This window comes from Streptomyces sp. NPDC051913 (assembly GCF_044593635.1).
In the GTDB taxonomy this organism is placed as follows: domain Bacteria; phylum Actinomycetota; class Actinomycetes; order Streptomycetales; family Streptomycetaceae; genus Streptomyces.
On record NZ_JBIUCI010000026.1, the window covers coordinates 67,110 to 87,958 of the forward strand.

Sequence of the window (20,849 nt, forward strand, 5' to 3'; positions counted from 1 at the left end):
GGCGCTGCGCGAACTCACCCAGTGTGCGGGGTCGGTTACGGGACAGCCGCGTCGATCGCCTTCACGATCCGCTTGTCCGAGACGGCGTACGCCGTGCCCAGCGCGTGGGCGAAATAGCTGACCCGGAGCTCCTCGATCATCCAACGGATGTCCAGGACGGCGGCCGGGACCGGGCGGCCCTGCGGGAGCTGCTCCAGGAGCCAGGCGTACTCGTCCTGCATCTCGTGGACCTTCTCCATGCGCGTCGTGTCCCGCTGCACGGCCGTCGGCATCTGCTGGAGGCGGCGGTCGGCGGCGACCAGGTAGCGCATGAGGTCGGGCAGCCGGCGCAGGCCCGTCGCGGTCACGAACCCCGGCTTCACGAGGGCGTCCAGCTGCTTGCGGACGTCCGTCAGGTTCGCGAGGAGCGCGGGGCTCCGTACGGCCTTCAGGCGGCGCTCACAGGCCTGCCAGGCGGCAAGGACCTGCTGCACCTGCCCCACGGTACGGACGGTCGTGTCGACGATCTCCGCGCGGACCTTGTCGTACAGCTTCCGGTACGACTCCTCGTCCCACGCCGGCCCGCCGAAGTCGCCGATCAGCTTGTCCGCCGCCGCCATCGCGCAGTCGTCGAAGAGGGCCTGGACCGTGCCGTGGGGGTTGGCCGAGAGCGCCAGCTTCTGCGCGTTCGTCAGGTGGTCGCTCGCGAACTTCGCCGGGTTCACCGGGATGTTGCGCAGCACCAGTCTGCGCGTGCCCTTCCACATCGCCTCGGCCTGCTCGGCCTCGGTGTCGAAGAGCCGGACCGAGACCGTGTCGCCGTCGTCCACCAGGGCCGGGTACGCCTTGACCGGCTGGCCGGCCCGGCGGGTCTCGAAGACGCGGGTGAGGGAGCCGATCGTCCAGTCCGTCAGGCCCTTGCGCTCCAGGGACTCGCCGCCCTGGCGCTCCGCGGTGGCCGCGGCGGCCTGGGAGAGGGCCTGGCGCGCCTTCGGCCTCAGCTGGAGCTTCAGCGCCTCCAGATCCTTGTCCTCGGCCAGCTTGCGGCGGCGCTCGTCAACGATCCGGAAGGTGATGCGCAGGTGGTCCGGGATCTTCGACCAGTCGAAGTCCTCGGCCTCGAAGGGCACGCCGACCATGCGCTTCAGCTCACGGGCCATCGTGAGGGTCAACGGCTCCTGGAGGGGGACCGCCGTGTCCAGGAAGCGCTTCGCGAAGTTCGGGGCCGGGACGTAGTTGCGGCGGATCGGCTTGGGGAGGGAACGGATCAGCTCCGTGACGACCTCCTCCCGCAGGCCCGGGATCTGCCAGTCGAAGGCCTCGTCCGTGACCTGGTTGAGGACCTGGAGCGGGATGTGGACGGTCACACCGTCGGCGTCCGCGCCCGGCTCGAACTGGTAGGTGACCCGGAACTTCAGCTGCCCCTGCCGCCAGGAGTCCGGATAGTCGGCCTTGGTGACCGCCTCCGCCGACTCGCGGATGAGCATCTCCCGCTCGAAGTCGAGGAAGTCGGGCTGCTCGTGCCGCTTGCGCTTCCACCAGGAGTCGAAGTGGGCGCCGGAGACGACGTGTTCGGGAACCCGCTGCTCGTAGAAGTCGAAGAGGGTGTCGTCGTCCACGACGATGTCCCGGCGCCGGGCCCGGTGTTCGAGCTCCTCGACCTCGCTCAGCAGCTTGCGGTTGTCGGCGTAGAACTTGTGGTGCGTCCGCCAGTCGCCCTCGACGAGCGCGTTGCGGATGAAAAGCTCGCGGGACGTCTCGGGGTCGATCCGGCCGTAGTTGACCTTGCGTTGGGCGACGATCGGTACGCCGTACAGCGTGACCTTCTCGTACGCCATCACGGCCGCCTGGTCCTTCTCCCAGTGCGGTTCGGAGTACGTCCGCTTCAGCAGATGCTCGGCGAGCGGCTCGACCCACTCCGGCTCGACCTTCGCGTTGACCCGGGCCCAGAGGCGTGAAGTCTCCACCAGCTCCGCCGACATGACGAAACGGGGCTGCTTCTTGAAGAGGGACGAGCCGGGGAAGATCGCGAACTTGGCGCTGCGGGCGCCCAGATACTCGTTCTTGTTGCCGTCCTTCACGTCCTTCATCCCGATGTGCGAGAGAAGGCCCGCGAGGAGGGAGACGTGGACGGACTGCTCGGGGGCGTCGTCCTCGTTGAGATGGATGCCCATCTGCTTGGCGACCGTACGCAGTTGCGTATAGATGTCCTGCCACTCGCGGATGCGCAGGAAGTTCAGGTACTCCTGCTTGCACATCCGGCGGAAGGAGCTGGACCCCCGCTCCTTCTGCTGTTCGCGGACGTACCGCCACAGGTTCAGATAGGCGAGGAAGTCGCTGGTCTCGTCCCTGAAGCGGGCGTGCTGCTGGTCGGCCTGGGTCTGCTTGTCGGCGGGGCGCTCTCGCGGGTCCTGGATGGACAGCGCCGCCGCTATGACCATGACCTCGCGGACACAGCCGTTCTTGTCGGCCTCCAGGACCATCCGGGCGAGGCGCGGGTCGACGGGCAGCTGGGCGAGTTTGCGGCCGGTGTCGGTGAGTCGCTTGCGCGGGTCCTTCTGTGCCGGGTCGAGGGCGTTGAGCTCCTGGAGGAGCTGTACGCCGTCGCGGATGTTGCGGTGGTCCGGCGGGTCGATGAAGGGGAACTTCTCGATGTCGCCGAGGCCGGCCGCGGTCATCTGGAGGATGACGGAGGCGAGGTTCGTACGGAGGATCTCCGCGTCCGTGAACTCCGGGCGGGCGAGGAAGTCGTCCTCGGAGTACAGGCGGATGCAGACACCGTCGGACGTACGGCCGCAGCGGCCCTTGCGCTGGTTGGCGCTGGCCTGCGAGATCGCCTCGATGGGCAGCCGCTGGACCTTGGTGCGGTGGCTGTAGCGGCTGATGCGGGCGAAGCCGGGGTCGATGACGTACTTGATGCCCGGGACGGTGAGGGAGGTCTCGGCGACGTTCGTAGCCAGAACGATCCTGCGCCCGGTGTGCTGCTGGAAGACGCGGTGCTGCTCGGCGTGCGAGAGCCGGGCGTAGAGGGGGAGAACCTCCGTGAAGCGGTAATTCTTCTTGTTCAGCGCGTCCGCGGTGTCCCGGATCTCCCGCTCGCCCGAGAGGAAGACCAGGATGTCGCCCTTGCCTTCCCCCTGGAGCTCCTCGACGGCGTCGCAGATCGCGGTGATCTGGTCGCGGTCGGAGTCGTCGGAGTCCTCTTCGAGGAGGGGACGGTAGCGCACCTCCACCGGATACGTCCGCCCGCTGACCTCGACGATCGGGGCGTCCCCGAAGTGCCGGGAGAAGCGCTCGGGGTCGATGGTGGCGGAGGTGATGACAACCTTGAGGTCCGGGCGCTTGGGCAGCAGCTGGGCGAGATAGCCCAGCAGGAAGTCGATGTTGAGGGACCGCTCGTGGGCCTCGTCGATGATGATCGTGTCGTAGGCGCGCAGCTCGCGGTCGGTCTGGATCTCTGCGAGCAGGATGCCGTCGGTCATCAGCTTGACGAACGTGGCGTCCTGGTTCACCTGGTCGGTGAACCGCACCTTCCAGCCGACGGCCTCGCCGAGGGGGGTCTTCAGCTCCTCGGCCACGCGCTCGGCGACGGTCCGGGCGGCGATACGGCGGGGCTGCGTGTGCCCGATCATGCCGCGCACGCCACGCCCCAGCTCCATACAGATCTTCGGGATCTGGGTGGTCTTGCCGGACCCGGTCTCACCGGCCACGATCACGACCTGGTGATCGCGGATCGCGTCCGCGATCTCGTCCTTCTTCTGGCTGACCGGGAGCTGCTCGGGGTAGCTGACGGCAGGTACGCGGGAGCGCCGCCCGGCCATCCGCTCCTCCGCCTTCGTCACCTCACCCTCGATCTCGGCGAGCACGGCGGCGCGCGCCTCCGGCTTGCGGATCTTGCGCGCGCCTTCGAGCCTGCGGCCGATCCGGTGCGCGTCGCGCAGGGACAGCTCGGTCAGGCGGGGGGCGAGAGCACCGAGGCTGGGGGCGTCGGAGGCGCCGGGGGCGGAGGCGGGATGCGTAGACATACGCGATCCAGGATCTCATCCCGGCCAAATTCATGGCGAACGCTTTTGGGCGGGCCGTAGCGCCGGCTACTCCTCCGGGCTCCGGCGGGCGAGGGACTTGGCCGTGTTGGACACCGCCTTGATCCCCAGGTAGGCCGTGGTCATGCTGCTCACCGCGGTGAAGGCGGCGGTGAGCACGGCCACGACGACCGACTTGTCGCCGTCCAACCGCCAGACGCCGATGATCGCCACGACCACTATCGCCAGGTTGCTGGACACCACCGCCAGCAGCCCGTACCGAGCCCGCGCGAGCTCCAGCCCGTCCCCCTGTACAGCCTTGGTCATCGTCTCCCCCACCGTGAAACGCCGAAGTCCCTCTGGGAACACCCAGAGGGACTTCGATCATTGTGGCTGGGGCCGGGGTCGAACCGGCGACCTATCGCTTTTCAGGCGATCGCTCGTACCAACTGAGCTACCCAGCCACGAAGTTCCAGAAGGAACTTCAGCGGTCCTGACGGGATTTGAACCCGCGGCCTCCACCTTGACAGGGTGGCGAGCACTCCAAACTGCTCCACAGGACCAGGCTTTGTGTGCGACCTGCACTTTGTCGGTGCCCGATGTCGCTGGATCAGCATATCAGAGCTCGGATGGTGTCCCGCACCGCTTATTTCAGGGTTCGGTCAGGGTCCGGTGTGCACGTAGGCGGCCCACCAGAGGGGGTCGCTGTTCGGGCCGCGGCGGAGTCCGCGGACCGCTTCGTGCAGGGCACGGGCGGCGCGGGAGGGGTCGAGGCCCGGGCCGGGAGGAGAGGTCAGGCCCTCGTAGAAGGAGTCCGCGACCTGGAGCGCGCAGGCGTCGTCCACCACCCATTGGGCCGCCACCACATGGGCGAAGCCCGCCAGTTGCAGGGCGCCGGCGAGATGCACGGCCTCGTCGGGCAGGACGGCGGCGCCGCGGGCGGTCTCGCAGGCGGAGAGGAAGGCGAGCCGCGCCTCGCGCAGCCGCAGGCGGGAGATGTCGGCGACGCTGAGCGGGCCGGCCTGCGCATGGTCGTGGAGGTAGAGCGCGCCGCCCGCCGAGTCGGTGGGGTCCTGGGTGCCGTGTCCCGAGAAGTGCAGGTAGGCGTGGTCGGGGAGGGCGGAGAGGAGGGCGGCGCGGGAGGCTTCGGGGCCGGTGAGGACCGTGGTGGGGGTCACGCGGGCGGCGAGCTTGCGTACCTCCTCGCGGGCGTGCGGGAGGTGGGGCAGCTCCGGGGTGTCCGACTGGTCCACGGCCAGCATGCGGGCGGCGGTGTGGCCGTCGTCGGGCCGCCGGGTCTCGGCGGCCAGGGCTCTGAGCGTCGTCGTGTACGAGCAGACGTAGCGGTCGGGGAGGGAGCGGTCGTCGGGGGTGGCGTCGTGCGAGTAGTGCCCCGCCGCGTGGAGCGGGAGCAGGGACAGCAGGCCGGTCGGGCACCACCACACGCGGTCGGCGTCCGGCACCAGCTGTTCCAGGGCCGGCAGCACCGGCGCCGCCACCGTGTCCCACAGCCAGGCCAGGGTGCGCAGCAGCAGCCGCTGGGCACGCCAGGCGTCGGCCGGTGAGCGGCCCACGAGGGAGAGGGCGTCGAGGAGGGCCACCGCGCGGCCGGTGAGGCCGTCGTCCCCGGCGAGGTCGAGGTCGGGGAGCGGCACCGCGTGGAGGTCGTCGGCGGTGACGATCAGGGCGTCGCAGCGCAGCGCGCTCGTGTTCACGACGACGACCGGGCCGTGCGCGGCGGCGGTGCGCAGCCGCTCCACGGACGGCAGCCGCAGGAAGTCCTCCAGGCCGGGCAGGCGACGGGCCTCGGCGGTCAACGCGTCCATCTCCTGGGCGAGTTCGCGGCGCTGTTCGGCCGCCGTGCGCCGGATCCGTTCGGCGGTGTCCGCCGGGTCGGGGGCGGCGGCGTCCAGGAAGGCGCGGATCTCGCGGATGCGGTCGGCGAGGTGGGGCGCGCGTTCCCGGAGTTCGGTCATCTCGTCGCGAGCGTCCAGGGCCTGCGCGAGCAGCACGCCGCGGCCCTGTTCCAGGAGGCGCAGCGCCTCGTGCGGGCGGCCGCAGTTCAGGGCCACGGCGGCGGCCTCGCCGGCCAGGCCCGCGGCCCGGCCGAGGGCGTCGAGCCGGTCCCGGCGGTCCAGTCCGTGCCAGGCCATGAGCGGCAGCGGGGCGAGGGCGGCGCGGTGCGCTTCGAGGGACTCGGTCCAGTCGCCGAACTGGGCGGCGGCCCTGGCCCAGGTCTGCGCGGCGTGGAAGCGGGCGAGCGCGGGGGCGGTGGTGACGGTGGTGGCCTGCCGGAAGGCGTCGAAGGCGGCGTAGAGGTCGGCCTCGGCCTCCTCGTACGTGTCCGTGTCCGTCGCCGACGGCCCCGTCCCCGCCCGTACCAGCAGCGCCGACCCCAGGTTGTTGAGGCACATGATCCGCTGCGGGTGGTCCTCGGGTACGGCGCGCAGGGCGGCGCGGGCCGCGAGGGCCGCCTCGTGCGCGTCGGCGGAGCCGTCCGCGGTGCGGGTCGTCGTGGGGTCGAGGCCGCCGGCGCGGGCGACGAGGGCCATGGCGAGGTTGGAGAGGTAGATCGGGCGTTGCGGATGGCCGGTGGGGCACAGGCGTACCGCGTGGCGCAGCCGGTCCACCGCCTCGTCGGCGTCCACGCGCCGGCCCGCGCTGTCGTGCCGGTGGCCTAGGACGAGGCCCAGGTTGGACAGGTGGATGTGGCGTTGCGGGTGTGTGTCGTCCACGCCGTCCGCCGCGACGCGGGCGGCGTCGATCGCCTCGTCGAGGTCGGCGGCGGCGTCGGTGCGTTCGTAGTGGGACAGCAGGGCGACGGCGAGGTTGCCGTGGTGCTGGGCGGTGTCGACGTGGCCCGGCGGCAGGGCGGCGACGGCGGCGCGGGCGGCCTCGATGGACTCGTCGAGGTCGGTGAGGGCACGCGACCACTCGTAGCGGCGGCGCAGCGCGATGCCGAGGTTGGACAGGTGGACGACCAGGGCGGCGGTGTCGGCGGGGGCGGTGGTGTCGACGGCCTGCCGGGCGGCCCGGACCGCGTCGGCGAGGTCCTGCTGGTCGCCTGCCCAGGTGTAGCGGACCAGGAGGGTGGTGCACAGGTTGGTGAAGTAGGTGGCCCGGTCGGGGTGGTCGGCGGGCAGGGCGTCCGGTGCCTCGCGGCTGAGCTCGATGGCGCGGTCCAGGTCGGCGCGGTTGCCGAGGCGTTCGGCTCGTACGCGCAGGGCCGCGCCGAGGTTGGACAGTCCGGCGGCGCGGTCGGTGCCGCTGTGGTGCCGGGAGCCGGCGGACCGCTGGGCGTGCAGGGCGCCCTCCAGTCGTCGTACGGCCTCGTCGAGTGCGGTGAGGTCGTCGGTGCGCTGGTGGACGGCCTGGAGGGCGCGGCCGAGGTTGAAGAGGACCTGGGTGGCGTGCGGGCCGGTCTCGTCGGGGAGGTGGGCGAGGGCGCGGCGGTTCCAGAGGATCGCCTCGTCGAGGTCGGCGGGGTCGCCGCTGTCGGCGTAGCGCAGGAAGAGCGCGCCGGCGAGGTGGGACTCGTCGACGAGCTGCTGGGGGGCGTCGGGGTTGTGGTGGACGGCGGCCCGGAAGACGGTGACGGCCTCGTCGAGGTCGGCCGGGGCGCCGGTGAAGTGGTGGCGGCGGCGTTGGGCGAGGCCGAGTTCGGAGAGGCATTTGCTGACGGCGGTGGGGTGGAAGCCGGTCAGCAGGGTGCGGGCGCGGCGCAGGGCGGTGACGGCCTCGTCGTTGTCGGCGGGGGAAGCGGTCCGTACCGAGCGGGCGTGCAGGGCCTCGCCGAGGTGGGTGAGCAGGACGCCCTCCTGCGGGGTGCCGGTGGCGCAGACGGTGAGGCCGCGGCGGGCGGCGGCGACGGCCGCGTCGGCGTCGGCAAGGTCGTCGAAGGCGCGGAAGCGGGCCAGCAGGGTGCCGCCGAGGTTGTAGAGGTGCTCGGCGGGGCTGCCGGGGTGGAGGGAGTCCCGCAGCAGGGTGACGGCCTCGTCGAGGTCGGCCCGCCGGTGCAGCCACGGGAAGCGGTCGCGCAGGGCGAGCGCCAGGTTCTCGGCCGCCCCGGACCGCTCCGGGTGCGCCGGGGGTACGGCGGCCAGGGCCTCGCGTCCCGTGTCGACGGCGGCGTCCAGGTCGGCGGGCGCCCCGGTCACCCCGGCGAGCGAGCGCAGGACGTCGCTCAGGGCGGTGAGACAGCCGTGCCGCAGGGGGTGGCCCGGCGGGCAGGCGGCCGTGGACCGGCGGGCGGCGGCGACGGCCTCGTCGAGGTCGGCCCGCCGGCCGTGCAGCTTGAACCGCTGGTGCAGTGCCCGCCCCAGGTTGGCCAGGTACATCGGCCGTTGTGGATCACCGGCCTCCGCGTCCCGTACGGAGCGTTCGAAGGCGTCGGTCGCCGCGTCCAGGTCGGCGGGCGCGGACGTCCGCTCGTACCGGATGAGCCGGGCGATCCCGGCGTTGGAGTGGAACAGCGCGTGCGGCACCGGGGTGACCCGGACGGACTCGGCTCCGGTGTCGACGGCCGCGTCCAGGTCGGCGGGGTCCTGCCGGACGCCGTAGCGCAGGCTCAGCGAACCCGACAGGTTGGCCAGGTACATGCCCCGGTTGGGGTCGCCGGGCTCCGCCGTGCGCACCGCCTCCCGGCCGAGGTCCACCGCGTCCTCCAGGTCGGGCCGGGCGCCCCGCTGGGCGTACCGGAAGCGCAGGGCGCTGCCCAGGTTGGACAGCATCATGGCGCGGCCGGGGTAGGCGGCGGGCAGGACGTCGGCCGCCCGGCGCCAGCGCGCGATCGCCTCCTCCAGCGCGGCCGGGTCGCCGGTGGTCTGCCACAGCGCGAAGAGTTCCAGGGCGCGGGTGGTGGAGACGCCGAGATCCTCCACCGGCGGTACCTCCAACCGGGCCACCGTCTCTCGCACTTCGGGCGGTACCTCGTCCGGGACCAGCCGCCAGACCACCGCGTACAGCAGCACGGCGAGCTGTAACTCGGCCAGGTTCTCCGGGGTTTCGGCCTCGTGCAGGGTGCAGCGGGCGTGGAACAGGAACGCGATGGCCCGTACGACGCCCCGCTCCATGACGTACAGCGGTCCCGTCGGCCCCTGGGGCGCCACCAGGGCGATCGCCCGTAACTCCTCCGCCTCGGTCACGGCGGCCGGGTCGAGGACCGCCTGCCGGTCGCCGCGGTCGAGGAAGGCCTCAAGGCGCTGCCCGAGCCGTTCGACGAGCAGCTCCGACCGCTGCCACGCGCTGTCGTCCCGCATCGTTCGCTCGCCCCCGTCGGCTGCCGCGTACGCCCCCCGATGCATCATGATGGTCCATCAACTCTGCGGCGGAGGTGAGGTATTCGTGGAGACGGCGGAGCTGTTGGGTGCGCTGTGTCGGCAGCTTCCCGTGCTGCGGGACTACGCCCGGCAGACCGGTGACGGTGCCGCGCTGGAGGAGGTCCTCGCGGCGGCCCGGCGGGGCGAGCCGGTCGTCGAGGGGCTGCGCGAACTCGGGCTCCTGAGAGTGCTGGAGCCCTTCGCCGCCCGTGCGACCCCCAGGGACACCGGGCCGCCCGGCGGCGGCCTGGTCGCGCTGCCCGGCGTCGACCACTCCGGCCGGGTCGCGCACGGCGACTACCGCTGTCCGGCGGGCAGTTGCTCGCGCATCGAGCAGCCGCGACCCGGCGACGACCTGCCGGTGTGCGCCCTGCACGGCCGGCCCCTCGGCTTCGGATGAACACGGTCGTCGCCGAGCTCGGCCGCAAGTACGTCGAGCGCTGGGTGGCGATGCTGGTTTTGCCCGGTCTGCTGTACGTCGCCGGCGCGGCGGCCGCCCGGCGGCTGGGGCACACGCACTGGGCCGACCTGGGGCGGCTCACCGGCCTCGTGGAGGAGGACGGGCGGAGCGTGTCGTCGGTGTGGCTGCTCGCGGTCGTCGTGCTGCCGGTGCTGTCGGCCGCCGCCGGGCTGGCCGCGCGAGGGGCCGCCGCGCTGCTCGGGCGGCTGTGGTTCGACCCGTGGCCCCGTGCTCTCGGCCGTCCGGCGCGGCGGCTGACCGCGGCCCGGGCCGCGCGCTGGGAGGCGGCGGACGCGGCGTTCCGGGCGGAGCCGGACCGGACCCCCGCCCGGCTCGACGCGCTCGCCGCCCGCCGCAACGCCGTCGCTCTGGTGCCGCCGGCCCGGCCGACCTGGTCGGGGGACCGGCTGCGGGCGGTCGATGTGCGGGTGTGGGGCTGGTACCGGCTGGACGTGGTGTTCTCCTGGCCCCGGCTGTGGCTGGTGCTGACCGAGTCCGAGCAGAACGCCCTGCGCGCCGCCCGTACCGAGCTGGACGCCGCTGTCGCCCTGGCCGGCTGGGGCGTGCTGACGCTGTTGCCCGCGCTGTGGTGGTGGCCGGCCGTGCTGCCGGCGGGCGCCCTGGTCGCCGTAGGACTGCGGCGGACGCGGGCCGCCGTGGACACGCTCGCGCATCTGACCGAGGCGGCCTTCGACCTGCGGGGCGGGCTGCTGGCGCGGGAGCTGGGGTTCGCGGTGGCGGCGGGGGAGCGGCTGACTCCGGACGTGGGCGCGCGGGTGACCGCGCATCTGCGCAAGCACGCGTGAGACACGAAAGCCCGCTCCCTTGCGGGAACGGGCTTGTGCACGACTTCTTGCTGGTACCCCCAACGGGATTCGAACCCGTGCTACCGCCTTGAAAGGGCGGCGTCCTAGGCCGCTAGACGATGAGGGCGGGGACGGGAGAAGCATATGGGATGGCAAGAAGGATCGCCAAAACTGTTTAGCGGCTGCTCCGCGAGGGGCTCGGTGAGGGCGTCGGCGACCGGGTCGCCCCCGGCAGGTTCTCCTCCGGGAGATGGCGGCTGACCTCCGCCGTCGTCAGGCCGAGGCCGCCCAGTTTGATCGCGTCCCAGGCCTGGAGATGCCGGGTGTCGCGGTCGAAGTAGAGGATCGAGGCCTCGATCGGGTCCGGGTACTTGCCCTCGACCGCGCGCAGCCCGCTGCCGCCGGTGGAGCCCTCGACGCGCAGCCGGGTGCCGTTGCGCATGACCTCCGTCTCCTGGTGGTGCAGATGGCCGGAGAGGACCAGCGGGACGGAGCCGTCGACCTCGCGGGCGGCCGAGGGCTCGTGGATCACGGCGACGTCGACCGGCTTCCCGGCGGTCGTCCAGTCGCGCAGCGAGGCGGCGAGCCGGCCGCCCGCCGCCTCCTGGGTCTCCTGGGCACCGGACTTCTCGCTGCGGTCGGGGGTGTACTGGGGATCGCCGAGCCCGGCGAAGCGCAGCCCGGCGACGGTCTCGGCGCGGCCGTCGTCGAGGACGTGGACGTTCTTCATGCGCTCCAGATAGCGCTGGGTGACCCGGGAGTCGTGGTTGCCGCGGACCCAGACGTACGGCGCCCCGAGGTCGGCGACCGGGTCCAGGAAGCCGTTCTCGGCGGCCGTGCCGTGGTCCATGGTGTCGCCGGAGTCGACGATCACGTTGACCTGGTACTGCTTCACCAGCGAGGCGATGATCTTCCAGCTCGCCGGGTTGAGATGGATGTCGGAGACGTGCAGGACCCGGATGGTGGTGGGGTCCGGCTGGTAGGCGGGGAGCGTGGACGTGACGTCGTACAGCTTGGTCACGTTGGTCACCAGGCGGGCCAACTCCCGCTGGTAGACGTCGAACTCGGTGACGATGCTGCGCGCGTTGCCGACCAGGGACGGGGCCGAGGAGAGCAGTCCGGAGAACTTCGGCTGGAGGACCGAGTCGGGGTTCCAGGTGGCGTACGCCGTCCCGCCGCACGCGGCCAGCAGGGTCAGGGCGAGCCCGCCGGCGGCGAGGGCGCGGCGCGGGCGGCGGTAGACGGCGAGGCCGAGGGCGGTGGCGCCCGCGACGACCGCGACACAGGAGCGTACGGCCAGGTCGAGGGTGCCGTGCTCGACGTCCCTGGCGACCTCGTCCTGGAGGCCGGAGATCCGCTCGGGGTGGTCGACCAGGGCCTGGGAGCGGACCGGGTCGAGCTGGTCGACGTTGACGTCCAGGCGGACCGGGGCGTGATGGCTGTCCAGTTCCAGGGCGCCGAGCGGGGAGACGTTGATCTTCGTGCCGCCGGTGAGGGACGGGCGCAGGGTCATCGTGGTGTTCATGGGCCCGACGGGGGTGCGGACGTTGCCGACGATCAGCAGGCCCAGCCAGGCGCCGAGCAGCACGACCGCGACCAGACCGAGGGCGCGGCCCCACGGGTGCGGCTGGGGCACGAGTTCGACGGTCGGGTGCGGGCGGCGGGTGCGGTAGTGCCGGGCGAGGGCGTGCGGCGAGCGGCGTAGGCGGATCAGGACGTTCAGGGCGGCGACGGGGACGCGGGCCATTGGTCCCGTATGCCCAAGTGCGGGCGTGGCTATGCGGGGGGTCCGCGCAGGGGGCTTCAGCCCCAGCCGAGTTCGTGCAGGCGCGCGTCGTCGATGCCGAAGTGGTGGGCGATCTCGTGGACGACGGTCACGGCGACCTCGTGGACCACGTCGTCGCGGGTCTCGCAGTAGCGCAGGGTCGGGCCCATGTAGATCGAGATGCGGTCGGGGAGGACGCCCGCGTACCACTCGCCGCGCTCGGTGAGCGGGGTGCCCTCGTACAGGCCGAGCAGTTCGGGGTCGTCCGCCGGGGGTTCGTCCTCGACGAACACCGCCACGTTGTCCATGACCCGGGTCAGCTCGGGCGGGATCCGGTCCAGGGCCTCGGCCACCAGCTCTTCGAAGGCGTCGCGCGTCATCTCCAGCACAGGGACATTGTCGGGGACGGGGACGTGATCCGCGGGGTCGGGCACGGCCGGTGTGCGGTCGGGCCGTGCGGGGCACCGCGCGTGTCCTCTTGCGGGCGGCGGGAGTTGGACAGGTTGACTCCCTCACCCGCCCTCGGAGGTGGCTGCCCGTGCGCCCCAAGTACGTACCCGTCCGTCTGGCCGCGACGGTCATGGCCGTCGCCGCTGCCGCCGGCTGCATGAGCGTCGGTGACGACGAAGGGGGCAAGAGCGCCAAGCCCTCGCACTCCGCGGGAGAGCGGGGCGGTGAGGCGCCGGACGGCGGGACGGGGATGTCGGGCGGCGGCTCCGGGTACGGGGCGGCGGGCGCCGACGGCAAGCACGGCGGGAAGGACAAGGGCAGGAAGAAGGACGGGGAGTCCGCGTCGCCCTCCGCCTCGGCGTCGGCCGAGGACGACGCGTCGCCGTCGGCGAAGCCCAAGCCCGGGAAGCCGGACGAGCCGGGGCAGCCGACGCCGACCAAGGCGCCGCCGACCCCGACGAAGCCGGCCGACCCCGACCCGGTGACGCCCACCCCCGAGCCGCCGACGCCGGACCCGCCGACGCCCTCCGCCGAGCCGTCCTCCTCCGCCCACCCGGACACCGAGCCGCAACTGGTGCAGCGGGAGCCGGCGCCGACGGCGGGATCACCGGTGTGACGGCCGCGGTGATGTGACGTACGTCTAGTCCACGGGGATCGGTTTGCCTTGGGGGGTGGAGGGTGCGTATGGTGGTAGATCGTTTGATCCCATTGCCCGGCGCCATTGCAGAGAGCGCCGTGTGGCGCGTTCTCTCCCTTGCCGTGGCTGACCGCATAGAGGCGGTCGTATTGCGAAATCACGGAGTTGACGGGCGCGTGCCGACGAGACTCCGGAAGGTTTCGCTTACGCATGTCCATTTCCAGTTCTGATCACATCGTCATGCCCGAGAACGACGAGAACGAGGCCGTCGAGGCGCTCGAGACCGTCGACTCGGCCGACACCACCGACTCGGTCGACTCGGTCGACGAGACCCCCGAGGTCACCTTCGCCGACCTCGGTCTCCCCGAGGGCGTCGTGCGCAAGCTCGCGCAGAACGGTGTGACCACCCCCTTCCCGATCCAGGCCGCGACCATCCCGGACGCCCTGGCCGGCAAGGACATCCTCGGCCGTGGGCGCACCGGCTCCGGCAAGACCCTCTCCTTCGGTCTGCCGACGCTGGCGCGTCTGGCCGGCGGCCGCACCGAGAAGCACAAGCCCCGCGCGGTCATCCTCACCCCGACCCGTGAGCTCGCGATGCAGGTCGCGGACGCCCTCCAGCCCTACGGCGACGTCCTCGGCCTGAAGATGAAGGTCGTCTGCGGCGGTACGTCGATGGGCAACCAGATCTACGCCCTGGAGCGCGGCGTCGACATCCTCGTCGCCACCCCGGGCCGACTGCGCGACATCATCAACCGCGGCGCCTGCTCCCTGGAGAACGTCGAGGTCGCCGTCCTCGACGAGGCCGACCAGATGTCCGACCTGGGCTTCCTGCCCGAGGTCACCGAGCTGCTCGACCAGGTCCCGGCCGGCGGCCAGCGGATGCTGTTCTCCGCCACCATGGAGAACGAGATCTCCACGCTGGTCAAGCGCTACCTGAGCAACCCCGTCACGCACGAGGTCGACAGCGCCCAGGGCAACGTCACGACCATGTCGCACCACATCCTCATCGTGAAGCCCAAGGACAAGGCGCCGGTCACCGCGGCCATCGCCTCCCGCAAGGGCCGCACCATCATCTTCGTCCGCACCCAGCTGGGCGCCGACCGCGTCGCCGAGCAGCTGTGCGAGGCCGGTGTGAAGGCCGACGCGCTGCACGGCGGCATGACCCAGGGCGCCCGCACCCGCACGCTGGCCGACTTCAAGGACGGGTACGTCAACGTCCTGGTCGCCACCGACGTCGCCGCTCGCGGTATCCACGTCGACGGCATCGACCTGGTCCTGAACGTGGACCCGGCCGGCGACCACAAGGACTACCTGCACCGCGCGGGCCGCACGGCGCGCGCCGGTCGCACGGGTACGGTCGTCTCCCTCTCGCTGCCGCACCAGCGCCGCCAGATCTTCCGCCTGATGGAGGACGCGGGCGTCGACGCCGGGCGTCACATCATCCAGGGCGCCGGCGCCTTCGACCCCGAGGTCGCCGAGATCACCGGTGCCCGGTCGATGACCGAGGTCCAGGCCGAGTCCGCGGGCAACGCCGCGCAGCAGGCCGAGCGTGAGGTCGCCTCCCTGACCAAGCAGCTGGAGCGGGCGCAGCGGCGCGCGAGCGAGCTGCGCGAGGAGGCCGACCGCCTCGTCGCCCGCGCCGCCCGCGACCGCGGTGAGGACCCGGAGGCCGCCGTCGCCGAGGCGCAGGCCGCGGTCGTCGCCGCCGCCGAGGCCGTCGAGGCGTCCGTGCCCGCGCAGCCGGCGGCCCAGGAGGCCGAGCGTGGCTTCGAGCGTCGGGACAACGACCGTGGCGGCTTCCGCCGTGACGAGCGTCGCGACGACCGTGGTGGCCGTTCCTTCGAGCGCCGTGACAACGACCGTGGCGGCTTCCGCCGCGATGAGCGTCGCGACGACCGTGGGGGCCGTTCCTTCGAGCGCCGTGACGACCGGGGCGGCTTCAACCGCGACAACCGCGACAACCGTGACCGCGGTGAGCGTGGCTTCGAGCGTCGGGACAACGACCGTGGCGGCTTCCGTCGTGACGAGCGTCGCGACGACCGTGGTGGCCGTTCCTTCGAGCGCCGTGACGACCGCGGTGGCCGTTCCTTCGAGCGTCGGGACAACGAGCGCGGTGACCGTGGCGGGTTCCGCCGCGACGACCGTCCGGCCGGCCGTTCCTTCGAGCGTCGTGACGAGCGCGGTGGACACCGTGGCAGCGACCGCCCGTTCAACCGTGACCGTCGTGACGACCGTCCGGGCTTCCGCTCCGGTGGCCACGAGCGCCCGTACGGCCGCCGTGACGACCACCGTGGCACCGGCACCGGCTCGGGTTCCGGCTCGTCCTTCGGCCGCCGTGACGACAAGCCGCGCTGGAAGCGCAACGGCTGACAAGTAGGTCTGTGAAGGGCCCGTACGACTTCGGTCGTACGGGCCCTTCGGCTTTCCCGGGGCGGTGTGCGGGGGTCGGTTTGCCGGACTCCTTGTGATTCGTGAATGTGTTCGAATTCTGTGCGTGGCCTGTGTTAACTTCCGCGCCTCCCTAGTCAGTTGGAGGTGTCGTGGCCCCACGCCACAGGCCCACCCGTATCCGTTTCCTCGTTCCCGGCGCACTCGTCGCCTCCGTCGCGTTCGCGCCCGCCGCCCACGCCGAAACGACCCCCGCGCCCCTCACCATCGACGCCCCCGACCGCTATCTGCCGCGTGGCCTCAACCTGGAGTCGGCGGGTGGCGTCGGCGACCTCGGCCGGGTGGAGCGCGACGGTTCCGAGGACTTCACCGGATTCCGCTGGACCCCCACGTCCGGCGCTCCGACGGCCATCGGCCAGGACCCGGCCGCCCCGTCCGCCGAACGCGTCGGAGGCTTCGCCTCGGACGTCGTCGGCCGCTACACCCCGGCCGACCGGTCCGTGGAACTCAAGGACATGAAGGCGGGCACGTCGATCCGCTTCACGCTCCCCGAGGGCCAGACCTACCAGGGCACGTACGGCGACACGGTGCTCACGGCCACCTGGGCCGCGGACGGCTCCGTGGCGTCCCTGCACCTCCTGCGCCCCCGGGACGACGGGGAGTTGAAGGACACGGAGGTCACCGGCAAGGACGGGGTGAGGCCGGCGTCGTACAAGGTGCTCGGCGGTGACGCGGACACCCTCGCGATCTGGGTCTCCGGCGACCCGACCGGCCAGATCGGTCTGCTGGACACGGTGTCCGGCCGGATCACCGGCGTGCTCAAGGGCACCTGGGGCAGCGGGTACACGCAGGTCGCGTTCGGCGCGACGTACGTCGCCTGGTTCGACCCGGCGTACGGCGACCAGAAGGCGCACCTGCTGCGCCGGGACGCCCTCGACGGCACCGAGACGACGGTGGACGTGGCCTCGTCGTACGAGCAGCGGGCGTCCGTCGCGCTGGTCGGCGACTGGCTGCTCTCCCTGCGCCAGACCGAGTCCTTCCGCAACAGCGACGCCCCGAAGGACCGCGGCGAGCCGCTGCTGGCGGTCTCGGTGACCGACGGTCGCACGCGCACGCTGCTGCCGCACGCCCGCCTCGGCGGCACCTACGGTCTGAACCCCACGCCGGACGGCGGGGTCCTGGTCGCGGGCGGCGCGTCGGCGGGGGACTGGGGCGTACGGAAGGTGACGGCGAATTCCGACGGGACCCTCGCGCTGAGCACCCTGCGGTCGGTGGCGCCGAAGGCGGGCACGTACAGCGCGGTGACCCTGGCGGCCGGCGACCTGGCGACGAGCGAGCCGGACACCAACTACCTGCCCTCCCTCTACAAGCGCCACATCGACCTGGCGGCCGTGTCCGCCGGCACCCGCGCCCTCGTCGCCCAGCCGCCGCTGAGCACCGACGGCACGGGCGGTACGGCGGGCAGCGGGGCCTTCGCGCTGGGCGACGGCGCCTTCGCCTATCCGTCGGGCGCCGGGATCGACGTACGGTCGACCCCGGACGACGCGGCGAGCGTGGCGGTGCCGGGCGGCGGCCAGATCGTGGACGCCTCCGGTCGGTACGTCGTCTTCGGCTACGGCTACATGTCCGGGTTCGGCTCGTACCAGCAGTACGTCATCGACCGCGCGAAGCCCGGCTCCGACAAGGTCCTCCTCACCCGGCCCGCGTCGGCCGCGGCCGTCTGGGGCAGCGACTTCTGGACGCCGGGCGACACCAAGGGGACGGTGACGTCGACCGATCTGGGGTCCGGAGCGACCGAGACCTTCGCGCTCGGCAAGGAGTGCACGCCGACCGATCTCCAGGCGGTGGGCCGCTGGGTCTACTGGACGTGCGCCGCCTCAGGCGACCCGGCGGGCTCCGGCGTCTGGGACCGGGACACCGGGCGCATGCTCGACGTACCGGCGGACGGGGAGCTGGGTGACGGGTACGTGGTCGTGCACGACGAGGGGACGGGCGAGCTCCGGCTCGTCGACTTCCACACGGCCGACACGGTCGAGACCCGCGTCCTCGCGACCGACCTCCCGGGTTACCTCTCCCACGGCGCCTACGCCGTCGACCGCTTCGGCGGCGGCGTGGCCTGGCTCCCGGGGCGGGGGAAGCCGGGGGCGATGCGGGCGGTGGCCTCCGGGGTGCCGACGTCGGCGCTGACGGCGATCGAGACACGCACCGAGTCCTCCGACGGCCGGTGGACCGGCGCCTGGCAGCTCTCCAAGCCGGCGGCGCCCGGCGCGTACGTCGTCGTCAAGGACGCGTCAGGGGCGACCGTGAAGACCCTGGACGCCGTGCAGCGGGGTGCCGCGCTGGAGGTGACGTGGGACGGGGCCGACGACGGCTCGTACACCTGGGAGTTGGTGGCCACGCCCGCGGACGGGCAGGGGTCTGAGCTGCGGTTGACGGGCGGTAGCTGAGAAGCGGAGCGCCGCGGCCCCCGGTGAGGCTGGGCGGCGGCGCTCCGCACGGCACTTTTTGGCCATGCTGTGACGTGTGTCACGCCCCCGGCGAGGGAATTGCTGGGGGCATGACAGATGACGCGATAGCGAGCGGGCCGTCCAAGGGGCCATCCGGCCTGTCGGACGAGGAACGGCTGGCCCAGCTCGGTTACACGCAGGTCCTGGCCCGCCGTATGTCGGCGTTCTCCAACTACGCGGTCTCCTTCACCATCATCTCGGTCCTGTCGGGCTGTCTGACGCTGTATCTGTTCGGCATGAACACCGGCGGCCCCGCGGTGATCACCTGGGGGTGGGTCGCCGTCGGGCTGATGACCCTGTTCGTCGGGTTGTCGATGGCCGAGATCTGTTCGGCGTACCCGACCTCCGCGGGGCTGTACTTCTGGGCCCACCGCCTCGCCCCGCCCCGCACCGCGGCCGCGTGGGCGTGGTTCACGGGCTGGTTCAACGTGCTGGGGCAGGTCGCCGTGACCGCCGGCATCGACTTCGGGGCCGCGTCCTTCCTGGGGGCGTACCTGAACCTCCAGTTCGACTTCGAGGTGACACCGGGCCGGACGATCCTGCTCTTCGCCGCGATCCTCGTCCTGCACGGTCTCCTGAACACCTTCGGCGTGCGGATCGTGGCCCTGCTGAACAGCGTGAGCGTGTGGTGGCACGTGATCGGCGTCGCGGTCATCGTCGGCGCGCTGACCTTCGCCCCCGACCACCACCAGTCGGCGTCCTTCGTGTTCGGCGAGTTCGTCAACAACACGGGCTGGGGCAGCGGGGTGTACGTGGTCGCGCTGGGTCTGCTGATGGCCCAGTACACCTTCACCGGCTACGACGCGTCCGCCCACATGACCGAGGAGACGCACGACGCGTCGACGGCGGGCCCGAAGGGGATCGTGCAGTCGATCTGGACCTCCTGGATAGCCGGCTTCGTGCTGCTCCTCGGCTTCACGTTCGCCATCCAGTCGTACGAGGGGGCGCGGACGTCCTCGACGGGGGCGCCACCGGCGCAGATCCTGCTGGACGCGCTGGGCGCGACGAGCGGAAAGCTGCTGCTGCTCGTCGTCATCGGGGCGCAGCTGTTCTGCGGGATGGCGTCCGTGACCGCCAACAGCCGCATGATCTACGCGTTCTCGCGCGACGGAGCCCTCCCGTACTCGCGCCTCTGGCACACCGTCAGCCCGCGCACCCGCACGCCCGTGGCGGCCGTGTGGCTGGCGGCGGGCGGGGCGCTGCTGCTGGGACTGCCGTACCTGATCAACTACACGGCCTACGCGGCGGTGACCTCGGTGGCGGTGATCGGCCTCTACATCGCGTACGTCATCCCGACCCTGCTGCGGCTGCGCAAGGGCGAGGAGTTCGAGCGCGGACCGTGGCATCTGGGCCGCTGGTCGCGCGCGATCGGCGTGGTGTCCGTGATCTGGGTCGGCGTGATCACGGTGCTCTTCATGCTCCCGCAGGTCTCGCCGGTCACCTGGGAGACCTTCAACTACGCGCCGATAGCCGTCCTCGCGGTCCTGGGCTTCGCGGCGACCTGGTGGCTGGCCTCGGCCCGGCACTGGTTCCTCAACCCCGACCACGAACGGACGCTGGCGAGGGAGGCGGCCCGCAAGGGTGCCCCCGAACCGGTCGATCCGTGATCTTTACGGCCCGTCCCCCACGCCCGGCGCGGCCGTGTCCCCGATACCCGATCGGAGAGACGGCCGCGTCCGGCTATGCTCGGGGAGGCAACATCGCCTGGGCCCTTAGCTCAATTGGCAGAGCAGTGGACTTTTAATCCATTGGTTGTGGGTTCGAGTCCCACAGGGCCTACGGACGCGGCGCCCGAGTCGACTTGGTCGGCTCGGGCGCTGTCGTGTGTTCGGGGTCAGTGCCGCTCCGGCCACAGCGCGCCGAGGAGCACCCGTACCTGTTCGATCAGCCGCTCCGGTTCGAACGTCCCCGGGTCGGTGAGGGCCAGGCGGCCGAAGTGTTCCGCGCAGGCGACCAGGGCGTGGGCGAGGATCCGGGCGTCGAGGGCGGGGCCGTTCCGGTCGGCCGGGAGGTGGGAGAGCCACGCCTCGACGCGGCGCCGGAAACGGTCCCTGTCCGCCTCGACGCGCTCGCGGACGACCGGGGGCATGTTGCCGGGCGGCGCCAGGATCAGCCCCCAGGTGTCCGGGTCCTGACGGAGCATCGCGGACATGCGGCGCACGGTCTCCGCGGCGAACGTGGCCGGGTCGCCCCGTTCCGCGGGGTCGTCGGGGATCGTGGCGAGCAATCGGTCGAAGGCGCGGGCCTGCTGGCGGTCCAGCAGTGCGGTCAGCAGGGCGTCGAGATGGTCGTAGGCGCCGTAGACCACGGACCGGGCGACACCGGCCCGCTTGGCGATGGCGTCGATGGAGATCCGGTCGTAGCCCTCGTTCACGATCACGGCGAGGGCGGCGTCGAGGAGTTGCTCGCGGCGCTGCTCGATCGGGACGCGCGGGGCGTAGGGGCGTCGCTTGCGGGGCCTGTCCTCGGAAGTCGTGGGCGCTGACACCTTGGCAGTTTACGACAGTCGTGTCTTAA

The 20,849-nt window shown here is 72.1% G+C and carries 12 protein-coding genes and 4 tRNA genes; 7 read left to right on the forward strand and 9 right to left on the reverse strand.

The window, feature by feature from the left end; genetic code table 11:
- Window positions 1–35: 35 nt before the first annotated feature.
- The 5 genes from hrpA to ACIHIX_RS43890 all read right to left on the reverse strand — a co-directional run bounded on the left by hrpA (window position 36) and on the right by ACIHIX_RS43890 (window position 9,259).
- Complete coding sequence (gene hrpA / locus ACIHIX_RS43870; RefSeq protein WP_399966214.1) at window positions 36–4,004, reverse strand: ATP-dependent RNA helicase HrpA; 3,969 nt, start codon at window positions 4,002–4,004, stop codon at window positions 36–38.
- Window positions 4,005–4,070: 66 nt separating this feature from the next.
- Window positions 4,071–4,328: a hypothetical protein gene (locus ACIHIX_RS43875; protein ID WP_399966215.1), complete on the reverse strand. Its 258-nt coding sequence runs from the start codon at window positions 4,326–4,328 to the stop codon at window positions 4,071–4,073.
- Between the two features lie 63 nt (window positions 4,329–4,391).
- Window positions 4,392–4,465: transfer RNA gene (locus ACIHIX_RS43880), tRNA-Phe, on the reverse strand.
- 24 nt (window positions 4,466–4,489) lie between these two features.
- A tRNA-Asp gene (locus ACIHIX_RS43885) sits at window positions 4,490–4,564 on the reverse strand.
- 99 nt (window positions 4,565–4,663) lie between these two features.
- Window positions 4,664–9,259: a CHAT domain-containing protein gene (locus ACIHIX_RS43890; protein WP_399966216.1), complete on the reverse strand. Its 4,596-nt coding sequence runs from the start codon at window positions 9,257–9,259 to the stop codon at window positions 4,664–4,666.
- 85 nt (window positions 9,260–9,344) lie between these two features.
- Between ACIHIX_RS43890 and ACIHIX_RS43895 the strand changes: the two genes are divergently transcribed.
- A complete protein-coding gene (locus ACIHIX_RS43895; protein WP_399966218.1) occupies window positions 9,345–9,719 on the forward strand; it encodes a hypothetical protein in 375 nt (124 codons plus the stop codon).
- Window positions 9,716–10,585, forward strand: a complete 870-nt coding sequence (locus ACIHIX_RS43900) for a hypothetical protein (RefSeq protein WP_399966219.1) — start codon at window positions 9,716–9,718, stop codon at window positions 10,583–10,585. The genes ACIHIX_RS43895 and ACIHIX_RS43900 overlap by 4 nt, the downstream gene beginning before the upstream one ends.
- A 51-nt stretch (window positions 10,586–10,636) precedes the next feature.
- Here ACIHIX_RS43900 and ACIHIX_RS43905 read toward each other — a convergent pair.
- The 3 genes from ACIHIX_RS43905 to ACIHIX_RS43915 all read right to left on the reverse strand — a co-directional run bounded on the left by ACIHIX_RS43905 (window position 10,637) and on the right by ACIHIX_RS43915 (window position 12,739).
- Window positions 10,637–10,712, reverse strand: a tRNA-Glu gene (locus ACIHIX_RS43905).
- 48 nt (window positions 10,713–10,760) lie between these two features.
- A complete protein-coding gene (locus ACIHIX_RS43910; protein ID WP_399966220.1) occupies window positions 10,761–12,332 on the reverse strand; it encodes a metallophosphoesterase in 1,572 nt (523 codons plus the stop codon).
- Between the two features lie 56 nt (window positions 12,333–12,388).
- Window positions 12,389–12,739 carry a metallopeptidase family protein gene (locus tag ACIHIX_RS43915; RefSeq protein WP_399966221.1) on the reverse strand — a complete coding sequence of 117 codons (351 nt, stop codon included), beginning with the start codon at window positions 12,737–12,739 and terminating at the stop codon, window positions 12,389–12,391.
- A 149-nt stretch (window positions 12,740–12,888) separates the two neighbouring features.
- Here ACIHIX_RS43915 and ACIHIX_RS43920 point away from each other — a divergent pair, with 149 nt between their 5' ends.
- The 5 genes from ACIHIX_RS43920 (at window position 12,889) to ACIHIX_RS43940 (ending at window position 20,111) form a co-directional block, all read left to right on the forward strand.
- A complete protein-coding gene (locus ACIHIX_RS43920; RefSeq protein ID WP_399966222.1) occupies window positions 12,889–13,416 on the forward strand; it encodes a hypothetical protein in 528 nt (175 codons plus the stop codon).
- Between the two features lie 231 nt (window positions 13,417–13,647).
- The gene (locus ACIHIX_RS43925; protein WP_399966223.1) at window positions 13,648–15,807 is read left to right on the forward strand and encodes a DEAD/DEAH box helicase; all 2,160 of its coding nucleotides are present in this window, start codon (window positions 13,648–13,650) and stop codon (window positions 15,805–15,807) included.
- Window positions 15,808–15,977: 170 nt separating this feature from the next.
- The gene (locus ACIHIX_RS43930) at window positions 15,978–18,272 is read left to right on the forward strand and encodes a hypothetical protein (RefSeq protein ID WP_399966224.1); all 2,295 of its coding nucleotides are present in this window, start codon (window positions 15,978–15,980) and stop codon (window positions 18,270–18,272) included.
- A gap of 110 nt (window positions 18,273–18,382) precedes the next feature.
- Window positions 18,383–19,939, forward strand: coding sequence for an amino acid permease (locus ACIHIX_RS43935; protein ID WP_399966225.1), 1,557 nt, complete (start codon window positions 18,383–18,385; stop codon window positions 19,937–19,939).
- A 99-nt stretch (window positions 19,940–20,038) separates the two neighbouring features.
- Window positions 20,039–20,111 (forward strand) — tRNA-Lys (locus tag ACIHIX_RS43940).
- 55 nt (window positions 20,112–20,166) lie between these two features.
- Here ACIHIX_RS43940 and ACIHIX_RS43945 read toward each other — a convergent pair.
- Window positions 20,167–20,820 (reverse strand): TetR/AcrR family transcriptional regulator, encoded by a 654-nt coding sequence (locus tag ACIHIX_RS43945; RefSeq protein ID WP_399966226.1) that lies wholly within the window; start codon window positions 20,818–20,820, stop codon window positions 20,167–20,169.
- Between the last annotated feature and the right edge of the window lie 29 nt (window positions 20,821–20,849).

Excerpts from the sequence above, each read along its gene's own strand:
- ACIHIX_RS43875 (WP_399966215.1), bottom strand. The coding sequence starts at position 4,328 with ATGACCAAGGCTGTACAGGGGGACGGGCTGGAGCTCGCGCGGGCTCGG.
- ACIHIX_RS43900 (WP_399966219.1), top strand. The coding sequence starts at position 9,716 with ATGAACACGGTCGTCGCCGAGCTCGGCCGCAAGTACGTCGAGCGCTGG.
- ACIHIX_RS43890 (WP_399966216.1), bottom strand. The coding sequence starts at position 9,259 with ATGCGGGACGACAGCGCGTGGCAGCGGTCGGAGCTGCTCGTCGAACGG.
- ACIHIX_RS43910 (WP_399966220.1), bottom strand. The coding sequence starts at position 12,332 with ATGGCCCGCGTCCCCGTCGCCGCCCTGAACGTCCTGATCCGCCTACGC.
- ACIHIX_RS43925 (WP_399966223.1), top strand. The coding sequence starts at position 13,648 with ATGTCCATTTCCAGTTCTGATCACATCGTCATGCCCGAGAACGACGAG.
- hrpA (WP_399966214.1), bottom strand. The coding sequence starts at position 4,004 with ATGTCTACGCATCCCGCCTCCGCCCCCGGCGCCTCCGACGCCCCCAGC.
- ACIHIX_RS43935 (WP_399966225.1), top strand. The coding sequence starts at position 18,383 with ATGACAGATGACGCGATAGCGAGCGGGCCGTCCAAGGGGCCATCCGGC.